The following is a 13,017-nucleotide window of genomic DNA, read 5'->3' as shown; positions in this document are numbered from 1 at the left end:
GATGGGGCGGCGGCCGGCGAGCGAAGGCCGCACACGAACAGGGGGGTGAAGGGCCGAGGCAGCCGGCCGGACGTGGCCGGGGCCGGGCGTCAGCCTAGGAACGCGCGTATCAGCACTCCGGCAGGGCAGATGCAGGGGACATGCAGGAACACGACAGGATCACCTCCGGGTGTGGTGGAGCATGCCGGTATGGGGCTTGCGGGGTGCGGGCAGCCAGACCGGCAGGCGGGCTTCGGCGTGCAGGCCGCCGCCCGGCGCTTCCTGGAGCAGGACATGGCCGTTGTTGACGCGGGCGAGGCTTGCGGCGATGGCCAGACCCAGACCGGATCCCTCACCCGGCGCGGCCCGGGGTCCGCGCCAGAACCGGTCACAGGCACGGCCGCGTTCGTCCGGGCTCATCCCGGCACCGGCGTCGATGCACTGCACCGCTACCATCCCGGCGTCCTCGGCCAGCCGCAGAACGACGGTCGAGGCGGCCGGTGCGGCCCGGATGGCGTTGTCGAGGAAGACATCGAGGATCTGGTCCAGTGTGCCGCTGATCGCCCGTGCTACCGGCTGGCTGTCGCTGTCGATGGTGAGGGTGACGTTCCGGGGCGTGGCCACCAGCCTCCAGGACGCCACCCGTTCTTCTGCCACCACCAGCACATCGACCGGTTCGGCCGCCTGGGTGCCGGACTCCGCACGGGCGAGCAGCAGCAGCGCGTTGAGGATGCCGGTCATCCGGTCCACTTCGCCCAGGGCCTGCTCCAGGCTGCCCGCACCGGCCGAAGCCACGTGCGGTTCCAGGTTCTCCAGGCGCAGCCGCAACGCCACCAGCGGAGAGCGCAGTTGATGGGAGGCATCGGAGACGAACGCCTTCTGCACACTCACCTGCTGTTGCACCTGCACGGCCAGGTGGTTGAAGGTCTCCGCCAACACCCGCAGATCCGGCGGGCCCAGGTGCACTGGTACCCGCGCATCGTGGTCCCCGGCGGCGAACTGGCGGGCCGCTACCTCCAGATACCGCACCGGGCGCAGGATCCACCGGGCGATCGGCTCAGCCAGGAAGCCGTTGAGAGCCAGCGCGAGAGCGGCGATCACAGCGGCCACCAGCCACATCCTCAGCTGCTGCACCTGCAGGTCGTCCAGGGCCGAGCACACCACGACCGCCCCGACCAGCACCCCGCCGTGGATGACCGGCACCGCGACCACGAGTTCTTTTGAAAGCCTGGAGGCCTTCCAGTCGGCCGAGTCGGTGGACTGCCCGCGCAGCGCCGCCTGCACCACTTGCTGCTGCGCCAGCTTTTCCGGTGTCAGCAGGCATAACGCTCCCTCCACGGAGCGGCCGTGGGCATCGAAGACATGGGCGCGGCCTCCGGTGTCGTCCTGATACGCGGCGATCCGTTCCCGCAGCTCGTCCCGCTCACCTGTCGTCAGGGCCTTGACTGCGGCCGGCGACAGTTGCCTGGCCTGCTGGGCCCGGGTGTGCGCCAGTTCCCGCAGCGTCTCGTCCCCCTGGTCCATGGCCAGCGGCAGGCCCAGCGCAGTGACCACGACAGCCGGTAACGCCACCAGGGCTGCTATCAAGTGACGCCGCACGGCATCCTCCCCCTCACGCCGCGGCCGCGGCGGACCCCGCAGACATCCGGCTTCGTGGTCACGGCCGCTGGGGCAGCACCAGGCGAAACCCCACCCCCCGCACCGCCTCGACCCAGTCCCGGCCGCCGAGCTTGGAACGCAGCGAGCCGATGTGCACGTCCAGCGTCCGGGTGGAGCCGTGCCAGTTGGGATCCCACACCTCGTTGATCAGGTCCTCCCGCTCGCGCACCGCCCCGGCGTCGGCCAGCAGCGCGGCGAGCAGGTCGAACTCACGGCGCGTCAGGCGTACGGGGCTTCCCTCCACCTCCACCTGCCGGGTCCTCAGATCCACCGAGATCGGCCCGAACACGCACCGCTCCGCCGCCCCTTGACCATCGCCTGCGGCCGGCACGGCGCTGTGGGTGCGCACCCGGCGGGCCACCGCGTCCATGCGCGCCAGAAGCTCCCGCATGCTGTACGGCTTCACCAGGTAGTCGTCCGCACCGGCCTGCAGTACCAGGACCCGGTCCAGCTCCTCCGCCCGGGCCGTCACCGCGATGATCGGCACCGCCGACGTCTCGCGGACCCGCCGGCACACCTCCTGCCCGTCCAGGTCCGGTAACCCCAGGTCTAAGAGCATGAAGTCGGTGTGTGGCGCCGCGTCGAGCGCCTCCCCGCCGCTGCCCACACAGTCGACCTTGTGTCCGAAACGCTGCAGCGCCTCCGACAGTGCCTCGGCGATCCGTACGTCGTCCTCCACCACGAGAACCTGCATCTGCGCACCCCCGTCGCAGTGGAGCCGTCCCCTGACGACCCACCCCGACATCGGATGTTATCGATGAAATCGGAATACATGGATGAAACTAACGGGTAACCGAGCGGACGGGCCGGATACATGCATTTATCACATTGACAATTCACGCTATCATCGTCATGTGTCGATGAGTAGGCTCCCGTCGCCGTGCTCCAGGGGACGGCGCGCGGCGGCTTCCCCGGCGATACGGCCCATGAGAGCGGAGAGTGACGATGCAACAGACAGAACCAGCCCTCACAGCCGACCCTTGTCACGCCCCGACGGCAGCAGTGGCGCTCTTCCGTTCCCTGGGGGACCCGGCGCGGCTTGCCATCATCCGCCGCCTGGCCGAGGGCGAGGCACGCGTCACCGACCTGGTCGCCTGCCTGCAGCTGGCCCAGTCCACGGTCTCCGCCCACCTGTCCTGCCTGCGCGAATGCGCACTGGTGGTCTCCCGCCCGCAGGGCCGCGCCTCGCTGTACTCGCTGGCCCACCCCGAACTGCTGGACCTCCTCGCCTCCGCCGAGCAGCTGCTCGCCGCCACCGGCGAAGCCGTCGACCTGTGCTCCGACTACGGCAAGGGCACCGAAGTCCCCGAGGAGCCCGTCCGATGAGCACCGCCCCGCCACCACCCCCGAGGTGACCGACCCTGCGGCGCACCGCGCGCCGCGCCGGGCGAAGTCACCATCGGCTACAACGCCGTCGAGGACATCGCCCGGGGAGGCCGTTACGTGCTCGGAATGTTCACGCCTCGAAGATGCGTGCGTGGCGGGCGAGCAGGGTTGCCCGGTGCTCGGCCAGGTCGGCGGTGACGTGTCGCCATCTGATGTCCTTCAGCGCGGCGTCGAGCACGGCCATGGCCTCGTCCATGCGTCCGAGGCCGGCCAGCAGCTCGGCCAGTTGCTTCGGTGCGGAGCTGTAGGTGCGCAGCACCTCGATGGCTTCCTCGTGGCGGCCGTCCTCGTCCAGGAGCCGGGCGACGACGAAGCCGGCGGTGTTCGGCACGGCGTAGGGCTGGTACGGGCGGCTTCTGAGGACTTTCAGGGCCCGGTCGGCGTGGCCCAGTTCGGCGAGCAGCTCGACCGTCCACTCGTACGCGTATGTCTCGTCGGCATCGATGCGCTGCCGCATGATGGCGATACCCTCCTTCACCCGGCCCCGGGTCGCGAGGGTGCGGGCCAGCAGCAGGGCGAAGCCCGTCCTGCCCGGGGCTGCCAGGGTGCGTAGCGCGTCGACGTATCCCCGCTCGGCCAGGATCGGCGCCAGCCAGGACTGTGTACGGGCGTCCTCGGCCATGGCGAGCGCCTCGGCCACGCGGTCCGCACGCAGTAGCAGGTACACCCGCAGGTGCCATTCCGCGCAGTCCAGCGTGTTCCAGTGGGGTGGGGTGCCGGCACCGGCACGCAACTCGTCGAGTGCGTGCTCGGCCAGGCCGTGTCGGTACAGCGAGTCGATCACCTGCTGGAACGCTTCGTCGTCCCAGGCCTCCATGCGGACCTTCAGGACGGTGACCGCCGCCTCCAAGGGCATGTCACCGGGGTCGATGACGCGGTGGAGGAGCTCGGTCAGGTTCGGGGTGAGACGGTCGCCGCGTCGGTGGAGCCCTCGGAGGTCCTCCCACCGGCCGTGCTCGGCGTAGTACTCGGCCAGCCGCGCCCTCGCGTACACCGTGCCGGTGGCCGCCATCGAGGCGACCTCTTCCACCTGGCCCTCGCGCAGCAGCCTGCGGATGTTGTCCTGCTGCTCGTGTTCACGCCGAGCCCGTTCCGCGGGGCCGTACGGCTGTCCCCAGTCGACGAGCGCGGGGCTGTCCCCGTTGCGTCGCACGGCCGCGCCAACCGGCCCGGCTGCGGACCGATGTGGCGTTCCCTTCTTCCTCTTTCCCTTCCCCATCGCTTCAGTGTCGAGCACGGAGGCACAGATCGACCAGCCCGTTTCCCGGCCTTTGGTCAGAGGTCGAACTCGAGGTGTTCGATGTCCGTGAAGCGGATCTCTTCCAGCTGGCCGGCGCGGCGGCCGCCGTCCTGGAAGTACACCTCCTTGAGTGCCTCAGCGGCGAGTTCCCGGAGGTGCTGCTCGGTGGCGCCCTGTTCCTGGGCCTCGAAGAGGCGGGCGGCGTGGCTGGGGGGGGCAGGGCGACGGTCAGGTGCCGGATGCGGTCCTGGTCCGTCGTCCCGATCGGCGCGGTGTAGCCGAGCCGGGCGCGGGTGTCGAGGACGATGCCGCCGGTGCTGGCCGCCTTGTGCCGGGCTTTGGCCCGGATCTGCGGCTGCCACCGCTTCTTCACCTCCCGCTCCAGGCGTGCGGCGAGGTCCGGGCGGGGCTTCTTGGCCTTGCCCGCCACGTACCGTTCCACCTGCCGCTGGGACATGCTGAGCAGTTCGGCGACCGCCTTTGTGCCCTTGAGCTGCTTGACCAGGTACCGCATCTGCGGGCCCGCGGTCTTGGGTGCCGGGCGGGTGAACGCCTTGTGCACAGCGGCGTCCAGGCCGTCCCCGAACATGTTCATCGCCCTCTCCTACTCGCCGTTGTCGACGTCGGTGACGGTGCCGTCCTTGATGTACCGGGCGAGGTTGAGTTCGGGGGCGTTGAACTGCTCGCGGACGCCCTCGCCCCACAGCACGCTCTGGGTGCCCTCCCACTTGACCAGCCCGGGGTTGATGCCGGGCTTGAAGCCGCCGGGCAGCGGCTTGTCGTCCCGGTAGGGCAGGAAGTCCAGCGGCGAGGGCCCGCCGGCCGCGTACACGACACAGTCGGAGAGGACCGCGACCGGGTACTGGCCGGTGAACGCCGCGTGCTTGACGATCTTGCGGTGCAGGTTGATGCGTACGTTTTCCGTTCGAGGGTGGGCGGTGTGCTGCGACAGGAGCTGACCTCTCGCAGCGAAGGGCCAGCGTGGCTACGGCGGTGGCGAAGCAGAAACCGGGAAACGCGAGGTTGTGCAGCACGCGGGCGCGCAGAAGGAAGGCGCAGGCACGTGCCCGGAACTGTGGCTTCCATCACGGCGAATGTGATCTTGACCTGGTGAGATCGTCGGATGCTCGGTTTCCTCCTCCGTCTCCTGCCGTTCTGGGTGCGCGAGCCCCTGCTCATCGCGGTCGGGTCCGTTCTCGGCGTACGCATCGCGTATCTCGCCGTCCGGGATCACGATCGGGTCGCGGCCGGTCTCGGCGCGGTGTTCCTCGTGTTCACCGCGATACGCGTCCACATGGTGGTCCGGGCTTTGCGCGCACGCCGGAACCCGGGTCCGGCGGCCTCCGCGGACGGGGCGGCGGTCGACGCCGGCGCCCAGCCACAACCACAGCCGCAGCCCGCGCCCCGATTCGAGGCCCAGGCCGGAACCGGGCCCCTTCCCGGCCCCAACACCGCGGAGAAGGAGCACAACGCATGGAGCCAGGCCGTGGCGGCCGTGGCCGTGTTCGGGGCCCTCGCGGCCGCGCTGTGGCTGGCACCACGCTTCACGCCGTCCGACGACAACGCCGCCGAGCCCGCCTCGTGCCCGGGCGGGGCACACGAGAAGCTTCCGAAGGTCTACAAGGCCGCGCCGCAGCCGGTGACCGGTGAGGAGCTGTGCAAGGCGCTCAACCGCTCAGACCTGGCCGAGCTCCTGGGAACGCCCCAAGAGACCGCGACCACTGCCTCCGGCACCAACAACACCGCTCCCCTCACCGACGGGAGGGTCGCCCAACCGGAGGCCGAGGTCGCGTTCGACACGTACACCGTGAACGTCTCGGCCACCTACAACGAGCTGACGACCGGCCAGTACGTGAAGCTGATGAAGTTCGGGGACGAGAGGGACATCAGGACGCTCACCGTTCTCGGCCGGCCCGCGGTCCTGTCCTCGGACCACACCATGAAGTTCGAGATCGATCTCGGGAGCAGCGGGTCCGGCGGACCGGTCGAACAAGGCCCCCTCGCCCGGACGCTGTCCGTGGCCCTGGACCGTCATGACCGGGGCGGCTACTGCGACATCACCGTGTGGAGCACGTCCGGAGCCCTCCCGGACGACAGCGCTCTGCGCGGCATCGCCGAGAAGGTTCTTCCGAGGATCCCCGAACGGCCCGTCCGGTGAGACGGCGTGAGCCCCTCGTTGATGCGCCCAGGCGAGATGACGTCCTCTGCGTTTCGGCCACTCTCCCCCGCCGCGAGCCGGTCCCTGTCGACGACATGGAACAAGAGGAATTTCTCCTTCCTGTGAGTTGGTGGATCCGCTGGGTATCCGGGGTGATCCACGGCCGCAGGGGTCGTGGATGGACGGGGACTCAACTGCGTCTCACGGGAGGGAACTTGATGGGCAACAGGACGTCAGCGATGGCCGCCTTAGCGGGAGCTACGGTGTTGGTCCTCACCGGGTGCGGGAGCGGCTCCGACTCCGAGGAGCAGCCGTTCGAGGGCAAGAGCGCCGACAAGATCGCAGCCGAAGCGGTCAAGGCGACCGAGCAGGCCGACTCGATGCACGTGCAGGGCAACCTACGGCAGGCCAACGGGGCGGCACTCGACTTGGATCTCTCCGTGGACCGGCGCAAGAACTGCGAGGGCACGGTGAAGACGGCCGGAACGACGGCTGACGTGCGCCACGTGAACGCCACGCTGTACCTGCGGGGAAACGAGGCGTACTGGAAGAAGGCCCTCAAGGACCAGCCCCAGGGCGACAGGATCGTGCCGAAGGTGAGCGACAAGTGGGTGAAGGCTCCCGCCGACGACTCCATGACGCAGGGCCTGTGCGACAAGCAGGGGCTGGTGGCGTCGATGGACGAGGACAAGTCCGAGCGCAAGGGGCTGAAGAAGGGGGCGACGACGACCGTGAACGGCGAGAAGGCCATCCGGCTGACCAAGAAGTCGGCGGGCGGTGAGACGCTCAGCCTGTTCGTGGCCACTGAGGGCAAGCCCTACATCCTGCGAACGACCACCAGCGGCGGGAAGAACCCCAACACCGCCACGTTCAGCGAGTACGGCAAGGCCGTGAACCCGGAGAAGCCCGCTGCCGGTGACGCCGTCGACCTCAACGAGGTCGCCTCCTCGGGGCAGACCGGCTGACCTGCGCACGGAACGGCAGCAAGGCCCGCAGCCGTCAGCGCAGCCTCCGCCTCCGCCTCCGCGGTCGAAGGCAGGAGTGAGCCGGCGGGAGCGGCCGGCGCCGAAACCGGCGGCGTTGTCGGCCCGTCGCCGACGGGGGCCGTGTCCTGCGCACGGCCCCGCCAGGCGCTCTGCTTCCGCGGGTGCAGGTCGAGTGCGATGTGCGGGGCGAGCGCGTGAAGGAAGTCGGGGGCATCGAAGATCTCGCCGGCGGAGACGACGCCGACAGCTTTGGTGCGGCCGGTCAGGACACGCTCGAGGGCCTCGGCGACCAGGGGCGCGGTAACAGGGCGATCATCGGCTGCCGGACCAGGCGCTCGCGGTCCGCGCGGCAGCGCTCGCGGGTCGCGTGGGTCGGTTCGCCCTGCAGCTGCCACAACACGTCCATGGCCTGCTCCGGCCAGCCGGTGAACTGTCCACGCATGCGCGCAGGTTAGCTCCCCAGGCCCATCCCTGCCGCCCACGGGTGTGAACTGTCAGGAACGGGAAGGAAGTCGGCGGGGGCCGGGAGAGCGGGGAGGCGCTGTGGGGAGCGAGATCTCGGGCAGGTTCCGGTACAGCATCACGCACACCTACGTCACGCGGCACGTCGGTGACAGCACACAGACGGCGACACTGGCCAACGCGGAGGTGGGCAGCCTGGACCGGTTCGCCGAGCGACCGAGTGAGACAAGCGTACGGTGCGAGCACTGCGACGCGCGGCTGCGGGTCGTGCTCCGGTCCACGGCCGACGTACGGCAGCGGCGGCGTACACACCGGCTGCTGTGGCCGGTGTGGGCGCTGCCGACCGTGTTGGGCGTCTGGGGTTTCGTGCATGTGCTGCGGACCGGTGACGGCTTGGGGGAGGCCGACCTCCGCCTGTACCTCACCGCGGCCGCGACCCTCGTGTTCGGGTACAGCACCTTGCGCAGTCTGGTCCTGGCCCAGGGCTTTGACACCCCCGAGGTGACCGGGCCGGATGATCGGGAGCCGTACGGGGTTGACCACAGCTGGACCACGCCCCGGCAGGCAGATGCCGAGGACCGCAGGCCAAGGCTTTGAACACCGCATGGCGAAAGGTCCGGAAAGTGCGTTGTCGGTCCCGCTCGCCCCGTCCGACAATTGCACGGCCGCCACCAAGGCGGCAGCCGGGACCGGCACCGTAGGCAGCTGAAGGTGTCCCCCGCTGCGTGACGGGGGTCTGTTGGTGCTGCGCATTCACTTCACCGCGGAGGATCTCGCCCGCACCCGGGTGGCCGGTACCATCGGGGCTGCCGCGGAGACGTACTACAGCCTGGAGATGCTGTGCGGGCGCTCTCTCCCGTTGCCCTTCCAACGGTGGCGCGCCACCGTGGCCGGCCGGCTGGGCCAGGACGCCGGGCCACTCACCTCGCTGCTGCCGGCCCGGGGCCCGGGCCTCGACCTGCTGGCGCTGGCCGGCGACTCGCCCGACATCGACCACGCCGTGGAGGCTCTGCTGCGGGCACCGCGCACCCTGGTACGCCGCGAACTGGAACCCGTCGCCGTCGGTCCCGCCCACATGCCGTGGGCGCGGGCCCTCGCCGACGGGGACGGCGAGGCCCGGCGGCTGCTGGCGGCCGGCCTCGTGGCTTGTCACCGGGTGGCCGTCGCACCGTACTGGGCGGCTTCCCGGTCACAGCTGGAGGCCGTACGGGCGCAGTACGCCCGCACGTTCCTGGAAGGCGGAGTTGACGCTCTGCTGGCCGCTCTGAGCCCTTCGCTGGTGCGCTGGCAACCGCCCGTGCTGGAGATACGCCACCCCCGCCCGGTCGAGATCCACCTGGGCGGCAGAGGGCTGATCCTGGCGCCGACGCTGTTCTCCTGGCGTGCGTTCAGCCTGCTGTACGACCCGTACGACGACGCGTCGGTGCCGCGGCTCACCGTACCCGCGGTGACCGACCCGGCCACCGGCGCCGCGCTGTGGCGCCCCAGGGGCTCCGTGAGCGGCGATCCCCTGGGCGCCCTGCTCGGACGTACCCGGGCCACCGCGCTGCGCGTGGCCGCCGGCGGTTGCAGCACCACCGAACTGGCCGCGCGCCTCGGTGTTTCGCCGGCGGCCGTCAGCCAGCACACCAGGGCGCTGCGCGAGGCGCGCCTCATCACCACCAGCCGGCGCGGTGGTTCCGTGCTGCACATGGCCACCGCCCTGGGCCGGGAACTGCTGGACGGGAACCGATAGCACCGCGCAGCGTGGCCGGGGCCCTTAAGCCATGGCTTAAGGGCCTGGCCGCCCGTGCCGGCAGCCCGGAGCATTCATGGCGTTCGGCATGACCGGGGACCGCCGGTGCCGAACTCCTGGAGAAAGGAGAACGCCGATGATCAAGCGTGCCCTGTCGAGGGCCACAGCACTGGCTGCGGGAACGGCGGCAACACTGGCCGCGGCCGCCCTGCTCGCTGCACCGGCTCAGGCGACAGCAACCGCCTGGAACACCTGGGACAACCTGGCTTACACCGATCGCTGCCTTGACGGCAGTGCATCCCAGGGGGTCCGGCTCAACACCTGCAACGGGAGCTCCTACCAGAAATGGGACTATTTCTGGGACAGCACCGCCGCGATCAGGCATTACCAGTCCGGGCGGTGCCTCGACGGCAGCGTCTCCCAGGGGGTCCGGCTCGTCGCCTGCAACGGAAGCACGTACCAGAAGTGGCGCCCCACCTCCTCCACCGGCGAGATCAGGCACGTTCAGTCCGGGCGGTGCCTCGATGGCAGCGCCTCTCAGGGGATCCGGCTCGTCGCCTGCAACGGAAGCCTCTACCAGCACTGGGGATAGACCTGCGCTTGCCATCGAACGACCGGCCGCACGTCTTCGGAAATCCCCGGAGATCAGTAGTCCGCCCCCTTGAGGAGTCCTGAGTTGAAGGCACACAAGTCCATGCGCTCAGTCCTGATCGCCGGCGTCCTGACGGTGGCCGCACTGGCCACCACCCAGGCCGCGCAGGCGAGTCCGAGCAACACGAGTGCCACCTGTCCCTCCAATGCGATCTGCCTCTGGACGGGCGTGTCCTACAGCGGCGCCCAGTACAACTGGACGGGGGGATACAAGGACCTCCCCGCGGCCTGGCGCGATCACTCGTACTCCTTCATCGCGAACCGGTCCGGCGGCTTCATCGACTGGAGCGGCGGCCAGAAGGTGTGCCGCACGGTCAGAAAGGGCGACTACGCCGCCCACTACGACACCGGATTCGGGAAGAAGATCGACGGCGTCGACAACGCGTGCTGAGGTGCGGGCGGGGGACCCGCACGGCAGCGCCTGGCCTCACCGTTTCACCCGGCGCCGGCTGACCGGGGGGCGCAAACGCGCAGTGGGGTGAGGCGGATCGGCCGACGAGAGGCCGCCGTCCGCACGAGGTGGGCGGTCGGCGGCCCTGGTCGGCACCTGGCGGCGGTCAGTGCGGGAGTCGCTCCATGAGCCAGCGGCACAGCTCTTCGGTGACGGCGGTGTGTGCGGTGGTCGTGGACGAGCAGACGAATTCGTCCAGCTCGCTCTCGTCCGGGTTCAGGTCGTGGATGTTCGCGTACAGGTCGTCCTGCTTGTCGATGTTGCGGATCGCGACCGCGCTGACCGAGGGGACGAAGCAGACGTCCTCGTGCCGCAGATCCGCCTTGCCGCCGAGCTTCTTGATCGTGTCGGCGAGGATCTTGTACGTGTGCAGGGTTCCACCCGGTGCGCCGTCGACTTCCGGGAAGCCGTTGGTCGTGATGGTCTTCTCGGCCGCGGGGAACCGGCGGTTCAGGTATGCGGCCGAGACGTCGTCGCCCTGGGCCTGGGTGTAGAAGGCGGTGCCCGGGTAGATCCGGTCGATCCGCAGCGCGACATCGCCGGGCTTCACGTCCGGCAGGCCGACCCCGTCGGCGCGGCCGTTGGCCACGGCGATCTTCATCGGGATCGCCGGCCAGTTCCCGACCCGCTCCAGCTCGGCCAGGAACTCCGTGCGCTCCGGCGCGACACCGATCTTGCCGGTGTCCTTGTCGTAGTGCTGCCACAGCATCTGGCGCGCGGCCGGACTGTTCATCTGCTTCGCGAAGTCGTTCGGGAAGGGGATGAAGTGGGAGAACGCCTGCACGCCGACCGGGATGGAAGCGCCGCGGTGGGGGCTGTCGTAGGAGAAGTACAGCGCGGTCCGGTGGTCGACGCGCTCGTTCTCCATCTTGGCGAGTGCGTAGCGGGTGACGATGCCGCCCATGCTGAAGCCGCCGACGACCAGACGGTCGTCGCCCTGCTGCATGGCGGTGGCCCGCACGACGGCGGCCACGACCGTCTCCGCGTTGTCCAGGATCGAGGCGCTGCGCTCCTCGAAACCGAGCAGGATCACGTCCCTGCCACGTCGGCGCAGCTCGCTGATGAACGCGAAGTCGCCGCCCTCCAGGCCCTGGTAGAGCACGTCGAGCTTGCTCCGACCGAGGTTGAAGCCGTCGGCCATGATCACGGGCCGGGTGAGACTGCGGTTGCCCTCGCCGAGGAAGACCCACGCGAAGCCGTTCGGCAGGGGCCACTCCTCGTGCTCCGGCACCTCGAGGGTCCCGGCGGGTTCGGCGGTCAACGAACCGCCGAGGGTGAACGAACCGACGTTGGGCTCGGTCGTCGCAGACATGGACGTACTCCTCGTGAGGGGGTGGGTGAGACGACGTCATCATGGGGGGCGATTCGGGCGTATCACCCTTCGGGGCTGCGGAGTTCACCACATTTGATGGAGCACGCACGGGAAGTGTTTATGCGCACGGCATGTGCTGCCGGCCTGGCGAGGCGACTGGTTGGCCCAACGCTCCCCTGGCCCGCTCGCACCGGGGCTACGCCTCCGGGCGCGGCCCCGAACGCAACGCTGCCGCCGCCGGCGGTGCCCCTTCCCACCGTGCGCGGCGTCGACGACCAGTGCCGAGGGGCCGACATGGTCCATGACGAGGGCGGCGCCGGAATCACCCGATGAGCCCGCCGCGTGCGCTGTGCGCGTGCGGGGTCCCGGTCCGGCCGACCGGGACCCCGCACGCGTGCTCACACCGGTCAGCTCGGCTGGTCGCCGGTGTAGCGGTAGATGCCGCCGGCGGAGTTGACGACCCACACGGTGCCGTCGGCAGCCGCGCCGACGTCGACCGCTGCGCCGGGGATGCCCGTCCAGGGGTTGGCGTCGTGCCCGGTGTAGCGGTAGATCTGGTCGGAGGAGTTGATGCCCCACACGTTCGTCCGGGAGCCGGCGGAGATCCGTTTCAGGCCGCCCGAGACGGCGACCCAGTCGGTGGAGCCCTGATCCCCGGTGTAACGGTAGATACCGCCCGCGGAGTTGACGTGCCACACCGTCCCGTCGGCGGCCACACCGATGTCCACCGCCTTGCCAGGGACACCGATCCAGGGATTGGCGTCGTGCCCGGTGTACCGGTAGATCTGGCCCGACGAGTTCACCCCCCACACATGGGTCCGCGACCCCGCCGAGATGCGGGACAGGCCGCCCGAGACGGCGACCCAGTCGGTGGAGCCCTGATCCCCGGTGTAACGGTAGACACCGCCCGCGGAGTTGACGTGCCACACCGTCCCGTCGGCGGCCACACCGATGTCCACCGCCTTGCCAGGGACACCGATCCAGGGATTGGCGTCGTG

At 69.9% G+C, this 13,017-nt stretch carries 13 protein-coding genes and 3 pseudogenes; 7 read left to right on the top strand and 9 right to left on the bottom strand.

Annotation, left to right across the window (positions count from 1 at the left end; translation table 11 throughout):
* Positions 1–159: 159 nt before the first annotated feature.
* Positions 160–1,578, bottom strand: coding sequence for a sensor histidine kinase (locus tag AC069T_RS04385; protein WP_478781271.1), 1,419 nt, complete (start codon positions 1,576–1,578; stop codon positions 160–162).
* Between the two features lie 58 nt (positions 1,579–1,636).
* On the bottom strand, positions 1,637–2,332 hold the full coding sequence (locus AC069T_RS04380; RefSeq protein ID WP_478781270.1) for a response regulator transcription factor: 696 nt from the start codon (positions 2,330–2,332) through the stop codon (positions 1,637–1,639).
* 251 nt (positions 2,333–2,583) lie between these two features.
* Here AC069T_RS04380 and AC069T_RS04375 point away from each other — a divergent pair, with 251 nt between their 5' ends.
* The gene (locus AC069T_RS04375; RefSeq protein ID WP_478781269.1) at positions 2,584–2,964 is read left to right on the top strand and encodes an ArsR/SmtB family transcription factor; all 381 of its coding nucleotides are present in this window, start codon (positions 2,584–2,586) and stop codon (positions 2,962–2,964) included.
* Between the two features lie 130 nt (positions 2,965–3,094).
* Here AC069T_RS04375 and AC069T_RS04370 read toward each other — a convergent pair whose 3' ends face one another.
* From AC069T_RS04370 to AC069T_RS04360, 3 genes and pseudogenes are all read right to left on the bottom strand, one after another.
* A complete protein-coding gene (locus AC069T_RS04370; RefSeq protein ID WP_478781268.1) occupies positions 3,095–4,177 on the bottom strand; it encodes a hypothetical protein in 1,083 nt (360 codons plus the stop codon).
* A 122-nt stretch (positions 4,178–4,299) separates the two neighbouring features.
* Positions 4,300–4,859, bottom strand: a pseudogene (gene tpg / locus AC069T_RS04365) (telomere-protecting terminal protein Tpg).
* A 9-nt stretch (positions 4,860–4,868) separates the two neighbouring features.
* A pseudogene (locus AC069T_RS04360) lies at positions 4,869–5,177 on the bottom strand (telomere-associated protein Tap); the annotation flags it as partial.
* Between the two features lie 210 nt (positions 5,178–5,387).
* Here AC069T_RS04360 and AC069T_RS04355 point away from each other — a divergent pair.
* Together AC069T_RS04355 and AC069T_RS04350 are read left to right on the top strand one after the other, a co-directional pair.
* Entirely contained in the window at positions 5,388–6,422 is a 1,035-nt protein-coding gene (locus AC069T_RS04355) for a DUF6215 domain-containing protein (RefSeq protein WP_478781267.1), read from the top strand.
* A gap of 263 nt (positions 6,423–6,685) precedes the next feature.
* Complete coding sequence (locus AC069T_RS04350) at positions 6,686–7,387, top strand: hypothetical protein (RefSeq protein ID WP_478781266.1); 702 nt, start codon at positions 6,686–6,688, stop codon at positions 7,385–7,387.
* 164 nt (positions 7,388–7,551) lie between these two features.
* Here AC069T_RS04350 and AC069T_RS04345 read toward each other — a convergent pair.
* Together AC069T_RS04345 and AC069T_RS04340 are read right to left on the bottom strand one after the other, a co-directional pair.
* A pseudogene (locus tag AC069T_RS04345) lies at positions 7,552–7,719 on the bottom strand (saccharopine dehydrogenase); the annotation flags it as partial.
* Positions 7,671–7,850, bottom strand: a complete 180-nt coding sequence (locus AC069T_RS04340; RefSeq protein WP_478781402.1) for a hypothetical protein — start codon at positions 7,848–7,850, stop codon at positions 7,671–7,673. The gene AC069T_RS04340 and the pseudogene AC069T_RS04345, both read right to left, overlap by 49 nt.
* A 101-nt stretch (positions 7,851–7,951) precedes the next feature.
* On the opposite strand from AC069T_RS04340, the gene AC069T_RS04335 reads away from it, so the two are divergent.
* From AC069T_RS04335 to AC069T_RS04320, 4 genes are all read left to right on the top strand, one after another.
* The gene (locus AC069T_RS04335; RefSeq protein WP_478781265.1) at positions 7,952–8,467 is read left to right on the top strand and encodes a hypothetical protein; all 516 of its coding nucleotides are present in this window, start codon (positions 7,952–7,954) and stop codon (positions 8,465–8,467) included.
* Positions 8,468–8,612: 145 nt separating this feature from the next.
* The gene (locus tag AC069T_RS04330; protein WP_478781264.1) at positions 8,613–9,605 is read left to right on the top strand and encodes an ArsR/SmtB family transcription factor; all 993 of its coding nucleotides are present in this window, start codon (positions 8,613–8,615) and stop codon (positions 9,603–9,605) included.
* A gap of 136 nt (positions 9,606–9,741) precedes the next feature.
* Positions 9,742–10,197: an RICIN domain-containing protein gene (locus AC069T_RS04325; RefSeq protein ID WP_478781263.1), complete on the top strand. Its 456-nt coding sequence runs from the start codon at positions 9,742–9,744 to the stop codon at positions 10,195–10,197.
* An 84-nt stretch (positions 10,198–10,281) separates the two neighbouring features.
* Complete coding sequence (locus AC069T_RS04320) at positions 10,282–10,647, top strand: peptidase inhibitor family I36 protein (RefSeq protein ID WP_478781262.1); 366 nt, start codon at positions 10,282–10,284, stop codon at positions 10,645–10,647.
* 166 nt (positions 10,648–10,813) lie between these two features.
* On the opposite strand, the gene AC069T_RS04315 is transcribed toward AC069T_RS04320, so the two are convergent.
* Positions 10,814–12,019: a lipase family protein gene (locus tag AC069T_RS04315; protein WP_478781261.1), complete on the bottom strand. Its 1,206-nt coding sequence runs from the start codon at positions 12,017–12,019 to the stop codon at positions 10,814–10,816.
* Positions 12,020–12,426: 407 nt separating this feature from the next.
* On the bottom strand, positions 12,427–13,017 hold a 591-nt coding region (locus tag AC069T_RS04310; RefSeq protein ID WP_478781260.1), incomplete at its 5' end, for a tectonin domain-containing protein.

Source organism: Streptomyces sp. NPDC043867 (assembly GCF_056435845.1).
The sequence above is the reverse complement of the archived record's forward strand: the minus strand, read 5'-3'. Positions and strand labels throughout refer to the sequence as shown.

Excerpts from the sequence above, each read along its gene's own strand:
- AC069T_RS04380 (WP_478781270.1), bottom strand. The coding sequence starts at position 2,332 with ATGCAGGTTCTCGTGGTGGAGGACGACGTACGGATCGCCGAGGCACTG.
- AC069T_RS04375 (WP_478781269.1), top strand. The coding sequence starts at position 2,584 with ATGCAACAGACAGAACCAGCCCTCACAGCCGACCCTTGTCACGCCCCG.
- AC069T_RS04355 (WP_478781267.1), top strand. The coding sequence starts at position 5,388 with ATGCTCGGTTTCCTCCTCCGTCTCCTGCCGTTCTGGGTGCGCGAGCCC.
- AC069T_RS04340 (WP_478781402.1), bottom strand. The coding sequence starts at position 7,850 with ATGCGTGGACAGTTCACCGGCTGGCCGGAGCAGGCCATGGACGTGTTG.
- AC069T_RS04325 (WP_478781263.1), top strand. The coding sequence starts at position 9,742 with ATGATCAAGCGTGCCCTGTCGAGGGCCACAGCACTGGCTGCGGGAACG.
- AC069T_RS04315 (WP_478781261.1), bottom strand. The coding sequence starts at position 12,019 with ATGTCTGCGACGACCGAGCCCAACGTCGGTTCGTTCACCCTCGGCGGT.